Source organism: Mycobacterium sp., from assembly GCF_040509115.1.
Taxonomy (GTDB): Bacteria; Actinomycetota; Actinomycetes; order Mycobacteriales; family Mycobacteriaceae; genus Mycobacterium.
The window spans coordinates 20,002-38,455 of the sequence record NZ_JBEVLO010000017.1 but is presented as its reverse complement, the minus strand read 5'-3'; the positions used below and the strand labels follow the sequence as shown (position 1 = coordinate 38,455).

19 protein-coding genes are annotated in these 18,454 nt (G+C 67.2%); 4 read left to right on the top strand and 15 right to left on the bottom strand.

Annotated elements, in window-relative coordinates:
- Positions 1-62: 62 nt before the first annotated feature.
- Positions 63-521 (bottom strand): nuclear transport factor 2 family protein, encoded by a 459-nt coding sequence (locus ABW137_RS01710; protein WP_526396240.1) that lies wholly within the window; start codon positions 519-521, stop codon positions 63-65.
- Between the two features lie 45 nt (positions 522-566).
- Between ABW137_RS01710 and ABW137_RS01705 the strand changes: the two genes are divergently transcribed.
- Both ABW137_RS01705 and ABW137_RS01700 read left to right on the top strand, forming a co-directional pair.
- A complete protein-coding gene (locus tag ABW137_RS01705) occupies positions 567-1,340 on the top strand; it encodes a hypothetical protein (RefSeq protein ID WP_526396238.1) in 774 nt (257 codons plus the stop codon).
- 83 nt (positions 1,341-1,423) lie between these two features.
- Entirely contained in the window at positions 1,424-3,226 is a 1,803-nt protein-coding gene (locus tag ABW137_RS01700) for an Hsp70 family protein (RefSeq protein ID WP_526396236.1), read from the top strand.
- A gap of 6 nt (positions 3,227-3,232) precedes the next feature.
- Here ABW137_RS01700 and ABW137_RS01695 read toward each other — a convergent pair whose 3' ends face one another.
- From ABW137_RS01695 to ABW137_RS01675, 5 genes are read right to left on the bottom strand one after another with little or no spacing between them, the layout of a single operon-like run.
- A complete protein-coding gene (locus ABW137_RS01695; RefSeq protein WP_526396234.1) occupies positions 3,233-4,222 on the bottom strand; it encodes an ABC transporter ATP-binding protein in 990 nt (329 codons plus the stop codon).
- Positions 4,219-5,250, bottom strand: a complete 1,032-nt coding sequence (locus tag ABW137_RS01690; RefSeq protein ID WP_526396232.1) for an ABC transporter ATP-binding protein — start codon at positions 5,248-5,250, stop codon at positions 4,219-4,221. The genes ABW137_RS01695 and ABW137_RS01690 overlap by 4 nt, the downstream gene beginning before the upstream one ends.
- Complete coding sequence (locus tag ABW137_RS01685; protein ID WP_526396230.1) at positions 5,247-6,209, bottom strand: ABC transporter permease; 963 nt, start codon at positions 6,207-6,209, stop codon at positions 5,247-5,249. The genes ABW137_RS01690 and ABW137_RS01685 overlap by 4 nt, the downstream gene beginning before the upstream one ends.
- A gap of 4 nt (positions 6,210-6,213) precedes the next feature.
- Entirely contained in the window at positions 6,214-7,251 is a 1,038-nt protein-coding gene (locus ABW137_RS01680) for an ABC transporter permease (RefSeq protein WP_526396228.1), read from the bottom strand.
- Positions 7,251-8,927 (bottom strand): ABC transporter substrate-binding protein, encoded by a 1,677-nt coding sequence (locus ABW137_RS01675; protein WP_526396226.1) that lies wholly within the window; start codon positions 8,925-8,927, stop codon positions 7,251-7,253. Before ABW137_RS01675 ends, ABW137_RS01680 begins: the two co-directional genes overlap by 1 nt.
- Before the next feature lie 546 nt (positions 8,928-9,473).
- On the opposite strand from ABW137_RS01675, the gene ABW137_RS01670 reads away from it, so the two are divergent.
- A complete protein-coding gene (locus ABW137_RS01670; protein WP_526396224.1) occupies positions 9,474-10,130 on the top strand; it encodes a hypothetical protein in 657 nt (218 codons plus the stop codon).
- A gap of 12 nt (positions 10,131-10,142) precedes the next feature.
- Here ABW137_RS01670 and ABW137_RS01665 read toward each other — a convergent pair whose 3' ends face one another.
- The 7 genes from ABW137_RS01665 to ABW137_RS01635 form a co-directional block, all read right to left on the bottom strand.
- Positions 10,143-10,748 carry a netrin-like domain-containing protein gene (locus ABW137_RS01665; RefSeq protein WP_526396222.1) on the bottom strand — a complete coding sequence of 202 codons (606 nt, stop codon included), beginning with the start codon at positions 10,746-10,748 and terminating at the stop codon, positions 10,143-10,145.
- A 52-nt stretch (positions 10,749-10,800) separates the two neighbouring features.
- Positions 10,801-12,072, bottom strand: a complete 1,272-nt coding sequence (locus ABW137_RS01660; RefSeq protein ID WP_526396220.1) for a VWA domain-containing protein — start codon at positions 12,070-12,072, stop codon at positions 10,801-10,803.
- A 74-nt stretch (positions 12,073-12,146) separates the two neighbouring features.
- A complete protein-coding gene (locus ABW137_RS01655; RefSeq protein ID WP_526396218.1) occupies positions 12,147-12,368 on the bottom strand; it encodes a hypothetical protein in 222 nt (73 codons plus the stop codon).
- Between the two features lie 9 nt (positions 12,369-12,377).
- A complete protein-coding gene (locus tag ABW137_RS01650) occupies positions 12,378-12,683 on the bottom strand; it encodes a hypothetical protein (protein ID WP_526396216.1) in 306 nt (101 codons plus the stop codon).
- Between the two features lie 114 nt (positions 12,684-12,797).
- On the bottom strand, positions 12,798-14,216 hold the full coding sequence (locus ABW137_RS01645) for a sigma-70 family RNA polymerase sigma factor (RefSeq protein WP_526396214.1): 1,419 nt from the start codon (positions 14,214-14,216) through the stop codon (positions 12,798-12,800).
- Positions 14,217-14,323: 107 nt separating this feature from the next.
- Positions 14,324-14,584: a hypothetical protein gene (locus tag ABW137_RS01640; RefSeq protein WP_526396212.1), complete on the bottom strand. Its 261-nt coding sequence runs from the start codon at positions 14,582-14,584 to the stop codon at positions 14,324-14,326.
- Between the two features lie 120 nt (positions 14,585-14,704).
- Entirely contained in the window at positions 14,705-15,274 is a 570-nt protein-coding gene (locus tag ABW137_RS01635; RefSeq protein ID WP_526396210.1) for a TetR/AcrR family transcriptional regulator, read from the bottom strand.
- Positions 15,275-15,370: 96 nt separating this feature from the next.
- On the opposite strand from ABW137_RS01635, the gene ABW137_RS01630 reads away from it, so the two are divergent.
- On the top strand, positions 15,371-15,853 hold the full coding sequence (locus ABW137_RS01630) for a DUF6640 family protein (protein ID WP_526396208.1): 483 nt from the start codon (positions 15,371-15,373) through the stop codon (positions 15,851-15,853).
- On the opposite strand, the gene ABW137_RS01625 is transcribed toward ABW137_RS01630, so the two are convergent.
- Together ABW137_RS01625 and ABW137_RS01620 are read right to left on the bottom strand one after the other, a co-directional pair.
- Complete coding sequence (locus ABW137_RS01625; protein ID WP_526396206.1) at positions 15,814-16,722, bottom strand: LLM class flavin-dependent oxidoreductase; 909 nt, start codon at positions 16,720-16,722, stop codon at positions 15,814-15,816. The genes ABW137_RS01630 and ABW137_RS01625 overlap by 40 nt on opposite strands.
- A gap of 74 nt (positions 16,723-16,796) precedes the next feature.
- Complete coding sequence (locus ABW137_RS01620; RefSeq protein ID WP_526396204.1) at positions 16,797-18,389, bottom strand: hypothetical protein; 1,593 nt, start codon at positions 18,387-18,389, stop codon at positions 16,797-16,799.
- Between the last annotated feature and the right edge of the window lie 65 nt (positions 18,390-18,454).

Sequence of the window (18,454 nt, the reverse complement as noted above, 5' to 3'; positions counted from 1 at the left end):
ACACGTTGGTGTCGATCATGAAGTGGCTGCGACCCGGCGCGCTGATCGCCGTCTCCAAGTGATCAAAGAGCTACCGCGCGACCGGCTTTCACGTTGAAGTCGAGTGCCTTGGTGGAGAAGGACGCATCGTAGGTGCGGTCGTAACCGGTGACGCTGATCTTCCAGCCGTCGGCGGTGCGCCGGTAGCGGTCGCGATAGAACCCCGCGCCGATCAACATGAAGTCGAACTTCGGGACGATCACCTTGTCCTGCAGGTACCAGATGGCGGTCGCCTCGTCGCCGTCGACCTCGATCTCGGGGTGCGTCACCCGGTGGTCGGTGATGACGTCGGCGGGCATGGAGGTGCGCATGAATTCGACGAGGGTGGCCCGATCGGTGAAGTGGTGCGTCTCGCCGAGGGATTCGCCGTAGTCGCCGATCACGTCCTCGGTGAGGGTGTCGGCGAACTCGTCCCAGTGCTTGGTGTCGAGCGCGCGCAGATACCGGTACTTGACCCGTTGAATCTCTTCGATGTCACCCATGCCGACATTGCAACACAGAGGTGGTTGCTGGCATAGAGTCTCGCCATGAGTTTCGTTGACGGGTACGTCAAATCGCCGTTGGCGGGCATTGCGCCGTGGGTGCTCCTGTCGATCGTCTCGGGGCCGGGGCGGTTCGAGGAAGCGGCGTCGGCAGCGCTGGGCCTGACGTTGATCACGCTGTGGGTCGGGTGGCGCCGTGGGGTCCCCATCCATGCGCTCGAGGTGTTCGGTGCGGTGTTCTTCGCCGTGCTCGCCGCCCTGGGGTTGTTCGCCTCCGACGGGGTGATCGGTTGGCTCGAGACGTGGGCCGGTGAGGTCAGCAACGTGGCGCTGGCGTTGTTCGCGATCGTCGGGTTGCTGCTGCGCAAGCCGTTCACCATCGCCTACGCGAAGGACACCACGCCGTCCGAGCACTGGGAATCGCCGCTGTTCAAGCGCATCAACTACGCGATTTCGGCGGCGTGGGCGGCAGCGTTCACCTTCTCGGCGATCATGGGTGCGCTCGGTGACACGGTGTGGCCCGGCGGCGAGTTCTGGACCGCGTGGATCCTTCCGATCGCCGCCGTGCTGTTCGCCGTCCAATTCACCGAGTTCTATCCGGACTACGCCGGGGCTAAGTTCGCGCAGTCGATCGGGGAGACGACCGAACCACCGCGCTCATTGCTCTCCCTCGTCGACTGGATACCGCCGTTCATCCTGGTGACGGGGATCGTGGGCTGGGTTTCCGACGCCATCCCCGACGTCGCGGGGATCGCACTGATCGTGCTGGGAGCCGCCGGTTCTGCGCTGCTGCGCAAATCTGTGAAGGCCAAAACCTAGCTGGGAGAACGCTGTTCGGACGGCACCGTCGTCGGAGTGTCTGACGGCCGCACGGCCTGCGCCGGGTTATCGTATGTGGCGTTATGAGCGACCCGTTGGGGTTGTCGATCGGGACGACCAATCTGGTCGCAGCTCGGGTAGGCAGTCCGCCAGTGATCCGGCGATCCGTGCTGCCGATTTCCGGCCAGGTGCTCAGTGGGTTCGTCGAGCGAGTCGGGGACCCCGTCCCACTCGTCGCAGCGGACGGAGCGACCTACGGCGCCGACGCCCTGATGGTCCAAGCGCTCGACGAGATGGTCACCTCGGCGGGCGCCGACGTCGAGGCGCAAGTCGCCATCGCGGTACCCGCGCACTGGACGGGCGCCACGCTTCGCGCACTGCGCGACGCCATGCGGACCAAGCCCGGGCTTGCTCCCAACGGCACCCCGGTGCGACTCGTGTCCGACGCGGTCGCGTCGTTGCATGCGCTCGGCGCCAACCCCGGCCTGCCGGTTCGCGGCGTCGTGGCGCTCCTCGACTTCGGCGGCGGCGGCACCAGCATCACGCTCGCCGACGCCGCAGCCAGCTTCGAACCGATCGAGACCACCCGGTTGACCGAGTTCGCCGGCGACCAGATCGATGCCGCGCTGCTGGCCCACGTGCTCGACGCGACCTCCGGGGAGGCCGATCCCGCAGGAACCGCTGCGGTCGGGTCGTTGACCGCACTCCGCGACGGGTGCACGCGCGCCAAGGAACAGCTTTCCGAGGCGTCCACCGCAGACATCGAAATCGACCTGCCAGGACAGCGGTCGACGGTGCAGATCACTCGCGACGAACTCGACGCGTTGATGGCGGAGCCCCTCGCCGAGGTGCTGGCCGAACTCGATGAATCGTTGTTGCGCAACAGAATTGCCGCCGCCGACGTGTCGGCCATCGTCGCCGTCGGAGGTGGGGCGCGCATTCCGTTGGTGACCAGCAAGCTGTCGGAACGCGCCTCGGCACAGTTCGTCACCACTGCGCACCCCGCGCTCGACGCCGCAGTCGGTGCCGCATTGTTCGCCGCGTATGGGGCCGATGCCGACGCCAAGACCGGGATGGCGCCGATCCCGCTGATCACCGAGGCCGCCGAGGCCGCGCCGGGTTCGGCGACGTTCCGGGCGCTGGCGTGGTCGCAGGATGACGACACCGCAGGAGAACCGACGCCCTACGTGGGTGAAGATCCGTACGTCGATTCCTACGGGGACGTCTACGACACCAGCACCACCAGAGCGGTCGCGCAGTACCACCCGCGGGTCGACGACGAGCCGCGCCCATGGCAACGGTTGCCACAGCTGGCATTCGGCGTGGCCGTTGTCATCGCCGTGGTGGCCGTCGGCGGGGTGGCCGTCGCCCTGACGAGCGCGACCGACGAGACTGGACCGGCCCCGAGCACCGCACCGGTGACCGCGACGAGTGCCCCGCTTCCGCCGCCGCCGAGCCTCGAACCGCCGCCGCCACCACCGAGTGTCGAGGCGCCGCTTCCGGTCAGCGAGCCGCCGCCGCAGAACATCGTCACCGTGACCCAGGCGCCGCCTCCTCCGCCACCGCCGACCCAGACCGTGACCGTCGAACGTCCGGTGACCACCACGACCACCACGACGCAAGAGACCACCACGACGACTACGACGACACCTACCACCACGACGCCGTCGACGACGGCGACAACGACGGCGACCACCACGACGGCGACGACGACGAACCCAGCGATGACGACGAGCTACATCACCGTCCCGTTCGTCCCCGTGCCGATCCCGATTCAGGTGCCGTCGACACCGTCGTACTCGACGCCGCAATACCCGCAGTACCCGCAGTACCCCCAGTACCCGCAGGTGCCCGGATACCAGCAGCAGCCGCAGTTCCCGTACTGAGAGCCGTCAGGACGCCAGATTGCGGGGGTGGTGGCACGCCGCGACGTGGCCGGCCTCCAGCTCCTCCAACTCCGGATCGTCGGTGTCGCACACGTGCGTCGTCCACGGACAGCGGGTGTGGAAGTGACAGCCCGACGGGGGATCGATGGGGCTTGGCACGTCGCCCTCGAGCACGATCCGCTCACGCTGGGCGTTGAGCGTGGGGTCGGGGATGGGCACCGCCGACAGCAACGCGTTCGAGTAGGGATGCAGCGGCCGCTCGTAAAGTGAGCTCGCACTGGACATCTCGACGATCCGGCCCAGGTACATCACCGCGACGCGATCCGAGACGTGGCGCACCACACCGAGGTCGTGCGCGACGAACAGATACGCCAACCCGAGCTCGGCCTGCAGGTCCTCCAGCAGGTTGATGATCTGCGCCTGCACCGAGACGTCGAGCGCCGAGACGGGTTCGTCGGCGACGATGAGCTTGGGCTTCAGCGCGAGTGCGCGGGCGATGCCGATGCGTTGGCGTTGACCCCCGGAGAATTCGTGCGGGTAGCGCTCGGCATGCTCGGCCTGCAAGCCAACGCGGTCGAGCAGATCGCGGACCCGAGAGCTGACGTCGCGACCCGACGCGATCCCATGCAACTCCATGGGCTCACCGATGATTTGGCCGATGCGCTTCCTGGGGTTCAGTGACGCGTAGGGATCCTGGAAGATCATCTGCATCTGGCGACGCAGTGGTCGCATGCCCCGCCGTGACCGGCCGACGAGTTCCTCGCCCTGGAACTTGACCGAACCCGACGTCGGTGTGGTGAGCTGCAAGATCGTTCTGCTCAAAGTGGACTTGCCGCAACCAGATTCACCGACAAGGCCGAGTGTCTCACCTTCGTTGATGGTGAGGCTCACCCCGTCGACGGCCTTCACTCGGCCGACCTCGCGGTCGACGATGATCCCCGACTTGATGGGGAAGTGCTTGACCAGGTCGGTCACTTCGAGGAGCGGGGCGGTCACGACGCGTCCGCCTGATTCATCGGCCCGCCGACGGCCACCGGTGCGCGAAGACCGATGCGACCGTCGACCTCGCGCAGCCGCCGCTTGTCCTCGGGGCTGAGCCAGCACCTGTCGCCGTCAAGGGGCGGCGGTTCGGAGCACTTGTCGAACTCGTGCGGGCAGCGGGCCGCAAACCGGCAACCCGTCGGCGGGGACAGCAGCGATGGCGGCTGCCCCGCGATCTGTGCCAGTCGGGCGGGACGGTCCTCGTCGAGGCGTGCGATCGACCCGAGAAGCCCCCACGTGTACGGATGCTGGGGGTCGTAGAACGCGTCCTCGAGCGACGCGTCCTCGACGATCTGGCCCGCGTACATGACCGCGACGCGGTCGGCGATCTCGGCCACCACGCCGAGGTCGTGGGTGATCAGCACGACAGCCAGTCCCCTCTCCCGGTTGAGCGTGTCGAGCAGACGCAGGATCTGGGCCTGCACCGTGACGTCGAGCGCCGTAGTCGGCTCGTCGGCGATCAGCACGTCGGGATCCAAGGCCAGTGCCATCGCGATCATCACCCGTTGACGCATGCCGCCGGAGAACTCGTGCGGGTAATGGTGAACGCGGCGTTCGGGATTCGGGATGCCGACCGACTTGAGCAGCTCGACGGCCTGTGCCCTGGCCTCGCGCTTGGACACGTCGCGATGCGCCCGGATCATCTCGGCGATCTGATCGCCGACGCGGTACACCGGATTGAGCGACGTCATCGGATCCTGGAAGATCATCGCGATCCGTTCGCCGCGCACCGCGCGCAGTTCCTTGTCGTCGAGTTCGGTGAGGTCGCGGCCGTCGAAGCGGACGGCGCCTTCGATGGTGGCGTTCGGTGCCCGCGTGAGGCCGAGGACCGTCTGTGCGGTGACGCTCTTTCCGGAGCCGGATTCGCCGACGATGGCCAGGATCTCGCCCTTGTCGAGCTCGAACGACACGCCGTCGACGGCGCGGACCACGCCACCGTCGGTGGCAAAGGAGACCCGTAGGTCCTCAACGGACAAGATCATGCGGGCGCCGCCTCTCCGAGCCTGATGCGTGGGTCGAGGAACGCGTAGAGGATGTCGACGACCGTATTGAAGAACACGATGAAGAAGGCGCCGAACATCGTCACGCCCATGAGCGGTGGCAGGTCGAGGCTGCCGATGGCTCGACCCGCGTAGAGCCCGACGCCGTTGATGTTGAACACCGTCTCGGTGAGGATCGCGCCGCCGCCGACCACCGCGCCGAAGTCCAGCCCGAACAGCGTGACGATCGGAATCATCGAGTTGCGCAACACATGCCGGATGCGGACCTGCCGCTCGGGAACGCCCTTGGCCCGTGCGGTGCGCACGTAGTCCTCGTTCATCACGTCGAGCATGTTGGACCGCAGCACCCGGCTGTAGAAGCCGACGTAGAGCACGGCGAGCGTCAACCACGGCAGGATCAGGTGCGACGCCCATCGGAACGGGTCGTCGGTGAGTGGGATGTAGCTGCTGGTGGGGAACAGCTCGATCTTGTACGTGAAGAAGTACAGCAGGATCGCGGCCAGCCAGAACACCGGCATCGAAATGCCCACCAGCGAAAGGATCGTCAGTGCCCGGTCGGTGAACTTGCCCGAGTGGATGGCGCTGGTGTAGCCGAACACCACCGCCAACACCATCCACAACACCGCAGCACCGATCGTCAGCGACAGTGTTGCGGGCAGTCCCCGCCAGATCTGCTCGGTGACGTTCTGCGAGCTCGCGTAGGAGGTCAGCTGGCCCGTGAAGATCTTCCTCATCAGGGTCAGATATTGAATCGGCAGCGGTTGATCGAGACCGAGATCTGCACTCACCCTGGCGATCAGCTCGGGATTGGCGTTCTTGCCCGCGATCCGGATGGCGGGGTTCGAGTTGGGGATGACGTTGAAGATCAAGAATACGATCACCGAGATGGCGAACAGCACGGCGACCATCCCGGCGACACGCCGGGCTACGAAGCGAAACATGGCGCTAGTGCTCCAGTCGGATCTTGGCGCGCGGATCGAGTGCATCGCGCAGACCGTCGCCAAAGACGTTGAGCGACAACACGGTCAGCACGACCATGAGGCCGGGAATGATGGTCAGGTGCGGTGCGGTGTAGATGGTTTGGTAGCCGTCGGCGATCATCGTGCCCCATGACGCGCTGGGGGGCCGGACGCCTGCCCCCAGGAAGGACAGTGCCGACTCCAGCAGCATGTCGTTGGCGATGTTGAGGGTGAAGAACACGATGATGGTCGACACCACGTTGGGCAGCAGCTCGCTGATCATGATGCGCAGCGGGCCCTTGCCCTGGGCGACCGCGGCCTCGATGAATTCCTTCTCCCGCAGCGCCAGGATCTCGCCCCGAATGGGTCTCGCCATGTACGGCACGTACACCAGTCCGATGATGAGGATCGGGATCCACAGCGAGTCACCCGCGATGGTGGTGACGCCGACGTTCAGCCCGCCCACCGCCAGCGCCGTGCCCAACGCAATGCCGAGCAGCAGCACCGGGAACGCCCAGACGACGTCCATCGCCCGGGAGAGCACGGCGTCGATCCAGCCGCGGTAGTAACCGCACAGCAGGCCGACCACGACTGCCACGACGGTGGTGATCGCTGCCGAGACCACGCCGATGAACAGTGACGTGCGTCCGCCGTAGAGCAGGCGCACCATCACGTCGCGGCCGTTCTGGTCGGCACCCAGCAGGTATTGGCCACGCAGGCCCGGCCCGATCGGCGTGCCGTCCGGCGCCACGATGTCGACCTGCTGGCCGTCGATCTCGATCTTGTCGGTGATGTGGTTGGCGTCCGGCGTCGTATGGGCCACGTGGTCGGCCCACAGCGGGGCGGCCAGGCACAGCACCACGATCGCGATGAACAGCACGCCGAACGCCAGCGCCACCTTGTTGCGTCGCATCCGAAGCCCGGCCAGATACCAGGGGCTACGCCCCTGGATCCGGGCCGCGGGAACTCCGGTGGGAAGTGGCGGCTCGTCCGCCACCTCCACCTCGGTGAAGGGAGCAGCCATTACTTGATGGCGAACGAGGTGAAGTCCTGGGCGAACAGCACGTGGCGGTAGCTCTTGTCGAAGTCCATGCGCTCAGAGAGGAAGGTCGTGAACTCCTCGTTGCCGTACGGCGCCCACGCAGCCTGCTCCATGTAGGCCTTGTCGAGCGCCGCGTACTGCTCCTTCACGCCCGGATCGGTGAGCTGCTTGGTGCGCAGCTCGTTCATCTTGGCGTCGAGGTCGGGGAAACGGGCCCGCGAGTAGTTGTTGCCGTTGGTGGGCAGGATGCTGGCGCCGTTGAGCAGCGGACGGAAGAAGTCGTCCGGGTGCGGGAAGTCCTGGAACCAGTCCGCGAAGCCGGTGTCGAGGTCGGGCGTCGACTGGTTGCCGATGGTGGCCCAGTAGACGTCGCCGGAGATCACCTTCAGCGTGGCGTTGAAGCCCAGCTGGGACAGCACGTCGTGGTAGTACTCGCCGATTCGCTTGCGGTCGGGCTCGTCGTCGGTCCACACCGTGATGTCCTTGTCGGCCGGGTTGGCCTCGGCGATCAGCTGCTTGGCCTTGTTCAGGTCGGGACCCGGGTAGAGCTTGAACTCCTCGTATCCCGGCATGCCGGGCGGCAGGATCTGCTGCGAGGCGTGCAGTCGCCCACCGAACACGCGGTTCAGCGCCTCGGGGTCGATCGCGTAGTTGATCGCCTGGCGGACCTTGAGGTCGTTGAACGGCGCCTTCTCGTTGTTCATCCAGAAGTAGTAGGTGTTGATCGAATCCTCCATGCGGAACCGATCACCGAAGCGCGACCTGACCTCTGCGAGCCGGTCCGCGTCCGGCGGATCGGACATGTAGTCGACGCGGTTCTGCTCGATGTCGGTGACCTGCGCGGTGTTGCTCTTGTTCTGGGTCACGATGATCTTGTCGACGTTGCCGTCGGCGACGTCGGTTGCGCCGGCGTCCTTGACGGTCTTGAAGTTCGGGTTGCGCTCCATCGTCAGCGTCTGGGGCGCCTGCACCTGGGAGATCATGTACGGGCCGCTGGAGGCCGGCGGGCTGTTGGTGGCGTCCTTGTCCAGCGGAGTGGTCGGCGGGACGGGCGCGGCGAACATCAGACCGAGCAGGCTGTCGAACGTGCCGTTGGGTTCGGTCAGCGTGATGGTGATGTCGCCGGTGGCGTCGTCGGTGACGATGCCGCTGATCGTCGGGGCCGAACCGTCGGCGTACTCCTTGGCGCCGACGATGGTCTCGTAGAACACCGAGCCGCCGGAGTTGGCCTTGAACAGACGCTGGATGGCGTAGGTGAAGTCGGACGCCTTGATGGGGGTGCCGTCCGAGTACTTCATGTTGGACCGCAGCTTGAGCTTGTAGATCTTGCCGTCGGGGGAGACGTCGGGCAGGGCCTCGGCCAGGCCGGGCACGATGTCGGCACCCTCCTCGCCCTTGGCGTGCTTGTAGGTCAGCAGCGGGGTGTAGACGTTGTACAGCGTCTCCCAGCCTTCGACGGTGTAGGACAGCTGCGGGTCGATGTAGTCGGGGAACGACGTCATCGTCACGTTGATCTCGCCGCCGCTACTGCCGCCGCTCCCGCCACTGCCACTGCTTCCGCTCGAGCTGCTTCCCGAGTCGCCGCCACATGCGGCAACGCCGAATGCGGCCATCACGGCCACGACGCCGACGGTCACCGCCTTGCGCATCTTGCTCATCTAATCCCCTTGGTTTCTCGTCCCGACGGTGTGCACTACCTGTACGCCTCCAGCCGGGGTGCCATTGCATCTTTTGGGGAAATACAGCCGATGGCAACTCGGGGTTTCAGAAATGGTCGTCTCACGGCAATCCCTCTACCTGCGAATTCCCAGGATGTCGCCCACGCAGAGCGGGCGCGTCGGCGGTTGCTGTAATCGCGGCACCGCGGCCAACAGCCCATTCCCAGAAACAGGAATTCTTCCTGCTATCGGGGGGTTCGGCAGGAAAATTGACATGGCCGCAGGCGGTTGGCCGAAGGTTGCGGACAGGTGTCCGAGCCGGATGTCGCGGAAACTCGTGAAAAAACTTTCGGAGATGTGCGATTTTGGGGCATCGCGCGCGGCGCGGCTGATGAGCGAGCAGCATGCGACCCCGTCGCGGCCGGTGTGTCCGGGTATCGCCGCGGTCGGCGAGCACGCCAACCCGCGGTCGGCGAGCACGCCAACCGGGGGCGCGCGGTGCGCCGCCTGCCGAAGTGGCCGCCGACGTCGTTACCATCGACGACCGTGGCGCGCAACGACGGTCCCGACGGACCCCAAGACGACCCGTACTACTCCGACAGCGAGCCGACGCAGTACGGCAGCTATCCCCGCAGCGAGCCCACCGCGTACAGCGAGGCGACCTCGCACTACAACTACGGGGCGGAGAACTACGGCGAATCCAGTTACGGGGCGCCGGACCAGTACGGCCAACCCGGCTACGGCCAGGAGCCGCCCCCCGAGCCGCCGACCCCCTGGTACCGCAAGCCTGCGGGCCTCGTCGGGCTGGGTGCCGTCGGCGTCTTGCTGATCGCGCTCATCGTTTACGCCATCGTGTCGCTCACTAGCGGCGACGGGTCCACGACGACGACCACTTCGTCCTCCACGTCGTCGTCGGAGACGTCCGGTGCCTCGACCGAATCCAACGCACCCGCACAGACCGGTGGCACCGAAACCGTCACGCAGACCGCGCCTGCGAGCACTACCAGCGAGACCGGGTCCTCGTCGTCGACGACCACCACGACCTCGCCGACCACCACCACGACGACTACGACTACGACCACGACGACGGTTCCGCCGAGCACCAGCACGAGCACCAGCACCGTGACCCAGACGGTGACCGTCCCTCCGACCCAAACCCCGCCGAACCCCACCCCGCCGGACGCCGGCGGCGATGACGGCTGAGCGCCTGCCGGGTTAGGTGCGGCGCCGTCGCAACGCGAGGATCAGGACTGCGGTGCCCGCGACGACGGTGAACACCGCGGCACCCGCGATGACGGCGCCGCTGGCGCTGCGCGAAACCTCGTCGGCGGCAACGGTCGCGGTGGGTGTCGTGACGACCGGGGGCGTGGCGGCGCCGAAGACCTCCTCGGCGACCTTGCGGACGTCGAAGCGGCCGACGGCGAATCGCGAACACGTGGCCGTCCGGAACGTCGCGGGCTCGGAATAGCTCGCCGTCACCGCGAACACGTCCTCCTCGCCGAGCTCGAGGGACACCCCGCAGGCGGCGGTCTCGGACGGCGTCGTCAACGTCACGACGGCGCCGACGTCGCCCGTGTAGACCTCGGACACCTCGATCTCGTACGCGTCGTCCATGCCCCTTGTCTCGACACTGGTGGGGACGCCGACGAAGACGGCGTCGAACGAGAGCAGCGTCTCCTCCGGTGAGATCTCGACCGGAGCGCAGGAGCACGCGCACGCCCGCGGCGGTGAGACAACGGAGGTGGACAGGCCGACCAGCAGTAGCGCCGCTACCGCCCCGGCGCCTCGGTACGCCCCCTTGAGGTGTGTGCCCCCCACCATGTGCCCATTGTGGGCGGTGGGCGAGGGGTTGGCCCGGCGAACGCCGATTTGATCAACCCGGGGCACCGACGATCCCTGCGCGGCGGGCGGCGTTCAGCCAGGCCGGGAACTCGACCATGACCTTGTCGTAGAACTCCTCGTCACCGAGGCCCATCACGTCCCGGACGGCGAAGAACCCGGCGTTGTCGACTTCGCGGCCGGTGAGTTCGTCGAGTTTCTGCAGAAAGGGAAAGTCGTCCTCGTCACCGATGGCCATGAACTGGATGAACATCGGCTTACCCGATGCGGCGCGCACGGCGGCGGTTGCGGCCCGCCGATCGCTGTTGCCGCCGTCGGTGACGAAGGCGACGTAGGTGGGCAGCGGAGCTCCTCGGGACAGTCGAGCCGCGATCTGCTCGATCGGCGGCGCGTACTTCGTCATCCCCCAGATGCCCTTGCGGTTGGTGGCCCGGTCGGTCCAGCCCTCCCGTTTGTCGAGGGTGACGGGCTCACCGTCCTGCACGCGATGGTCGAAGAGGTACGTCTCGATGGTGCCGTTGTCGTCGAAGAGCAGCGCAACGGCGAGGAAGCGGTCGATGAGTTCCTGGTAGCTGCCGTCGTGGAACAGCGGGCGGGACGAGCCCGAGACGTCGAGCACCAGCACGACCTCGGCGCGCTCGCCGGACAGTCCCCGCTTCTCCAGTGACACCGTGGCGGCGTCGAACTTCTTGAGCAGTACCGGCGACGACTGCGAGACCGTCTTGCGCAGGTCGATCTGACGCTGCTCGTTCGGGTCGACGATGGGTGGCGGTGCCGGGGCGTCGTCGATCGAGATGCCGAATTCGCTTGCAATCCCCGCTAATCCGGAGTCATAGCCCTGACCGACGGCGCGGAACTTCCACGCCCCCTGCCTTCGGTACAGCTCGCCGAAGATCAGACCGGTCTCGGTGCTCAGCCCCGAGATGGGATAGCTGGCCACCGGCGAGCCACCGGAGGTCACCGCGATGTTGAGGCCGCGAAGCTGGGCGAAGGCCTGGCCCTTGGTCGCGCCATCGTGGATGGACGCCACGAAGGCGATGCGATCGATGGATTCGGGGACGTCGGCCGCGTTCACGACCAGGCGGTCGCCCCCGCCCGGCAGCGCCCCCGAGTGGCGGACCGAACCCTCCGGCGACGCGGGCTGGTTGTAGAACACGAAGTCACTGTCGTTGCGCACCTTGCCGTTCGGGGTGAGCAGGAGGGCGCTGGCGTCGACGTCCATTCCCGCGACGGCCTGCCAGGTCACCTCGACGGTCAACTCTGCGGTGGGTACGGGCGCGTTGGCGCCCCTGGTGAGTTCGGGCATCGCCGTCAGGATAGTCGGGCGGGTGGGCCCGTTGGTGGCTCCTGACGACGTTCTCGCGGGATGGCCCCGACGCGCTACGAGACGAGTTTGCGCAGCTTCTGAAGCGCCCGCTCCAGCGCCTGTGCGCCCCGGTGGCCGAGCAGGTCATCGCGCTGGATCTCGGTGTCGTCGACGTCGAGCTCGCGAGCCGCCGCCCCACCGTCGACCTCGACGTGCAGTCGACCGGGCAGCGTTGGGTTCGGCACGGCCACCGATTGGACGTCCCCGTCCTCGTTCGTCAGCACCAGAATCTTCATGGTGTCTCCTCATTCCGCGATCGTGGCCATGTGGATGGCGTAGTTGGCGTCGATGGTTCCGGTGTTCTTGATCCACCAGTGGATCTCCTTCTCCAGGTTGTTGGGGCCGTGGAAGACCTCGCGATATTCGACGTGCGTGATCTCCACACGGGCACTCGCCCCAGGTGCCGGTGGGGGGATCTTCTTCGCGATCATCGCGTCCACGCTGAACGCCCAGACTCGTTGTGCTGCTGCGCTGTTCCACCAGACGTGGTGCGTGGTGCCAGGTGTGATCGAGGTGATGTAGCCGATGTGGTCGAAGCTGACTGCGGCCATTGAGCTTCCCTTCTTCAGTGAATGATCGCGGCGGCGATCGGCCGCGTCCACCAGGTAAGAGATGAAATTTGCTGTCCGCGGACACTTTTCGGGCAGTGAAAGCGTCTGCTCGCCTCAGCGCGACGAACCGGAATCCCCCGTCGACCGCCGAGACGGGTTGGCAGGAGCCGGATTGTTCGCTCTGCGCGTGGGGGTGATCACCGCTCGGGTGGGACCAGGCGAGCCTGCGGTCGGCACTGGGAACAGTCCCGTCGGCCGAGTGGTAGTGGGTGGGGAGGACGTGTCGCGGGTCCGCGGGGTGGGCCGGATCGGCTCCGAGGGGGGCGGAGCGGCGGGTGGTTCGGACACGGGCGGATTCGGTTCCGCCAGCTGCGGTGTGGGCACGTCGTGCGTCGTGCTCGGCACCGGTGGAGCCAGCACCTCCGGAGGTGCCGTCGCGGTGGGCGTGGTCGATTCCGTCGGTGCGAGCGGCGGCTCGGGGACCGGATTGCCGGGCGTGGCGCTTGGTGTCGCGGAGGCGGGTTGTGTCGCGGTTTCGGTCGAGTCGGCCGGGACGACGTGCTCGTCGGGCTGATGCTGCCAGGCGATGGTCAGCCCGAGCGCCGCGACGACGGTCCCTGCGAAGAGGGCGGCCATCACCGCCATCCGGCGTCGGCGTCGGCCGGAAATCCGATCGGTTCGATCGACGTCGGGCTGGGGGTCAGCGGACGTGGTCCGAAGCGGCGTCAGCTGGATCTGATCGAGAGTGCGTTCCCGCAGTGCCGCGGGGGCGGGGATGAAGATGGGCGCGCCGCCGAGTAGCGCTGCGGGACTGACGAGTTGGTGCCGTTCCCGATCGCAGGTGGCGCACGTCTCGACGTGGCGGGCAATGCGTTTGCGCATCAGGACGGTGAACTGTCCGTCCCACCCGTCTAGGATCGCGGCGAGGTCGGGGCATCCGGTGCCGGTGGTTCGGAGGCGCCGCGAGACCAGTAGTGCCCCCAGCGAGTTCTTGATCGTCTCGCGGAGTCGGTAGACGATCTTGGTGGCGGTGGAATGGCTGACGCCGAGGGCGTCGGCGAGATCGGGTCCGTTGAGGCCGTGGCGGTAGGCCAGTTCGAGGACCGCGCGGTCTCTGTCGGAGAGCCCGCCAGCAGCCTCGGCGATCAAGTCGGCGAGTTCGTTGCGGGCGGCCAGGCCTTCCGGGCCGGGTTCACTGGACACGATGTCAGGTACTTCGTCGGAGGGTGTTTCGCGGCGACGCTCACGCAGCCTGCGCAGCGCTTCGTTGCGGGCGACGGCGTAGAGCCACGGGCGCAGCTTGTCGGGTTCGCGCAGCTGCGGCAGCCGGGTCGCCGCAGTGCAGAAGACGTCCTGGACGCAGTCGGCGGCATCGTCCCTGTCGCGCAGCATCCCCACGCAGAAGTCGTGGAGGCGGTCCGCGTAGCGGTCGTAGATCCCCGCGAACGCCGTACGGTCACCTGTCATGGCGGCACGGGCAAGTTCCGCGTCGGTGTCGGCTGGGCCCACGACCCAGTGGGGTACAGCGGTCATGACTACGCTTCCCAGAACTTGGGTAGTGCCGATATTGGACCAGCTCGGCACGAATGGGGCAAGGCCGAATTCCCCTGTGGCCGATGCCCTGACCGTGCAGGCCTTTGCTAGTGCCCCGAGTTGGCGGTCGCAACGCGGGGCGGTTCTGGCTGCGGATTGAATCCGTTGATCTGCGGCAGGTCATTCGGATTTCCGATGCCGACTGAGGTATCGGGTCCGCCGAGGCCGACGCAGCCAGCGCAGGTCCGAGGGGTGGGCAGGTATCCGGGCGCCGCCTGCGCGATACCCGACGCGGGAAGCAGAACGAGTGCCGTCGTGCAGGTCGCGACGGCGAGGGCGAAGGCGGCGTGGGTGCGCGTGGTGTTCATGGTGGGCTCCATTCCGGTGCGGGCGGCCTCTGATGTGGTCGACTCACCGGGTAGGAGCAGCGACTGGCGGTCGACCGGACACTTTTTTCTGGTGGGCGTCCGCGGCGATCGCCGCCGGGTTCAGGGCTGGGTGCGGTCCAGGAATTCGTCGACGACCTCGGCCACGTAGTCGGCGTCGAAGTCCTCGCCCGCGAACATTCGACGGAACAGCAGCGGGCCGAGCAAGCGATCCATCGCCCGTGGAACGTCGACGGCGGTCGTCAGCTCACCGGAGGCGCGAGCCGCGTCGAAGATCGCCCGGTAGGTCGCGACGCCCCTGTCGAACAGCGAGTCCTTGATGCGACGGAACGTCGGATCCACCGTCGCACGTTCGATGTTGACCCGCATGACACGCTCCCAGACGGGATCGTGCAGTAGCCGGCGATACGTCTCCATCGCGGCGATCAAGTCGTCGCGCAGGTGGCCGGTGGCCGGCGGCGCAACGACGTCCATCTCGGTGATCACCACGTCGCGCAGTATCGCGGCGGGGTCCGGCCAGTGGCGGTAGAGGGTGGTGCGTCCGACGCCGCTGCGCGTCGCGATCGCGACGTGGGTTACCGCTTCCCAGCCCTCCTCGACCAAGAGGTCACGCGCTGCGACGAGAGCGGCGGCTCGGTTCCGGACGACCCGGGGATCGACGCGATCCGTCACGGCGTTGCCAAGTCGACAATTGTGGGGCAAGCTGTCCCAAAGATTCGGTACAACATGTTCCAAACCTTATCCGCTCAGAAGGGCAGGAGGATCGACATGCCGGAATCGGCTCGACACTGGACCGTGGACCGCATTTTGGTGGCCGTCATCGCCCTGATCACCCTGGTGGGTGCGTTCATCGCCGACTTCGTCAGCTCGGGTGCCGCACAGCACATCCTGAACCCGAACTGGCCGCCGCACGCCAAGTTCCACGACGCCCAGTACGTCGTGATGTCCATGCTGCTTGCCGTCATCGCCCTGATCTTGTTGTCGCGCAGGCGATCTGACGGGTACGGCGATCTGCTCGCATCAGCGGCCATCCTGGCGACGCCGTGGCTCGGCATGTTCGGTGCGCTGCTGTTCCCCGGCACCTCGATGCTCGACCCGGAGTTCGACGTGCCGTCGGCCTACGTCCTCGGGCTACACCCTCAGGTGCTGATCGCCGGTGTGCAGCTCGCGGTTCTGCTGTTCGCCGTGGCGCTGGCGACGCGCAGGCGGTCTCACGCCAGCGGCGTGAACGCCTCGGCCAGCGCTCGGTAGGTGTCGAGACGCTGCGGTCCCTTCGGCATCGCAAAGTCCGGGACGATCACCTCGTCGACCCCTTCGTCACGCCACGTTGCGACGGCCTCGGCGATGCGGGAGGGCGGCCCGTAGATCGCGGGCTGGGGCATCGACTCGGCGGCCGACTTCGCCTTCGCCTCGGCCTCCGCTGAATCGGTCACCATCACGACCGCCTGCGTTGAGCGCCACATCGTGGCTGGATCGCGGCCCTCCTTCTCGCACGCTGCATCCAGCGCCGACGAACGCTCACCGAACTCGCCGGGCATCGACCACTGATTCCACTGGTGGGCGTAGCGGGCGATCAGCCGCAGCATGCGTGGACCCGTGCCACCCACCAGGATTGGCACCGGGGACTGCACCGGCTTCGGCTCGCAGAGCGCGTCGCTCAGTTGGTAGTAGTTGCCGTCGAACGTCGTGGTCCGATTCGCCAGCAGTCCGGTGATGACGGCCAGCCCCTCGGCGAAGCGGTCGACGCGCTCCCGAGGTTCGCCGAGCGCCAGGCCGTACTGTTCGTGCTCGGTGATCTGCCAGCCGGCGCCGATCCCGAGCGTGACCCGGCCTGCGCTGATGTGATCGATCGTGGACACCAGATTGGCCAGCACCGCCGGGTGCCGGAACGTCATGGACAGCACGAGGTTGGACAGCCGGACCTTCGACGTCGCAACGGCCAGCGCGGCCAGCACGCCGGTGGCTTCCAGCCAGTCGCTCGCCTCTTCGGCGTTGTCTCCCGGGGACATGAAGTGATCCGCGACGTGGACGGAATGCCAGAATCCGTCGTCGGCGAACTGGGCGAGTTCGAGAACGTCGCTCCACGGTTGGGTTGTCGAGGGCCATACGGAGAATCGCACGCAGCCAGTCTAGGCAGGCACCCTGAGTGCTCCGGCGGCCCGACGCGACGAGGCCGCGCAGTCCGTCCCGGCGACTACTTCAGGATGAGCACGACCGCGTAACCGTCGTGGTCGCCGGTAGTGGTGGTCGCGGTGTTGTAGGAGTTGTTCAACGGGACCACGCCGCCGTAGGTCGCCTGGCCGGTGGCGATGAGTCTCAGGGCGAGCGCATTGCGGGCGACGTTGGACGAGACGTATCCGTGCGTGGGCAGCAGGCCGTGGAGGACGAACGCTTCGGTGCTGAACGCGCCGCTCCAGACGTAGCCCGTGCTGGTCTCCACCGGATCGGGGCCGAAGATGCGGCCGTGATTGTTGGGGAAGATGAACAAGCCGTCGGAGAACCCGACGAGCAGGCCGGTGGGTTGCTGCCCGTAGGTCACGTCGTCGATGGAGCCCTGAAAGCCGGTGCTGTGGATGGGCTGAGCGGGGAAGCCGGACCAGAACATCGCCGTGTTGAGCTTCCAGGCGGCCTCGGCGGGTGACGACGACGTCGGGTCGACGATGATGACGTTGACCGGCTCGAGAACGGTTCTGCCACCGAACGGCACCCCGCCGTAGTTCGAGATCTGCCCATTGGACTGCAGCATCCACTTGCCGATGTCGCCGTACGCGGTGGAGGCTTCGTCGCCGGGGGTGGGCACCCCGGGAGTGACCGACGGGATGGCACTCGTCGGCACCACCGAGTGGGCGGGGTTGGTGGGATCGAGGGTGAGACTGAGGTTGAGGATCACGAGATCGAGCTCGCGCCGCACCAGCTGGAGCACGGCCTGCACGATCGGTGGCGGCGCAAGCGGCGAATCGTCGGTGGTGCTCGCGGTCGAGGCCAAGCCCAGGGCGGACAGCACGCTGGAGACCACCGTCGCGATCGGGTTGGCCGGGGGCGGCTGACTTGGCGTCGATGATACATGGAGTACTGCAATGGAATTCGGCGCAGAGAGGGCGACGGCGGTGGGCGGTGGCGACATCTGTTTGGCGGCGGTGGACGCCGCGACCTGGAGCGGCGCGACGTCCCCGCGGTTGGCTGCGGCGGCATCGGCGGGCCGGCTGGCGAACGACGGTGGGCTCGCCTCGGCGGCGGCGCTGAGGTCAGTATGACTTTGGGCGGCAGTCGGATTGGCGTTGGCGTTGGTGCGGTCGCGGGGACTGGGGTGATCGTCGGGGAGTGGGGTCGTCGGCGTGGTGGTCGCGGCAGGTGCCGAAGGGGCCAGGGCCTCGGCGATCTTCTGCGGAATGCCGGTGATCAGCGCGGGCAGCTTGTCCAGCGCCCCGTGGGCGCTCTGCTCGTCGCCGGGTTGGCCACCGCGGCCGTTGCCCAGCTGCATGTCGGGGACCCCCGGCTTGCGGGTGGTGGCGCTGGAGCTCTCCGCGCTGGGTGACTCCCCGGCAGCTGGTCCCTCGGCAGGGTCGGTCTCCGTCGACGGATTCGGTGACGCCTGCTCGGCGGCTTCACTCGCCCCGGTGTCGGTGGTGCCCTCGGCGCTGGCGATGCCCGTGCCACCGGCCACGGCCGCGCCGATGCCAAGGGCCAGTGCCAACGCGCCGACCCGGCCGATGTACGCGGCTGCCGTCGTCGGCTTGGTGGAAAGTCGTTGCTGCGCTGCGATATACGAGGCGCTGTGCCGGCCCATCGCCATCCCCTTCGTTCCCCCCGAGCGTCGTCGGCTGAGGATGTTTATACACACCGACGTCGTTG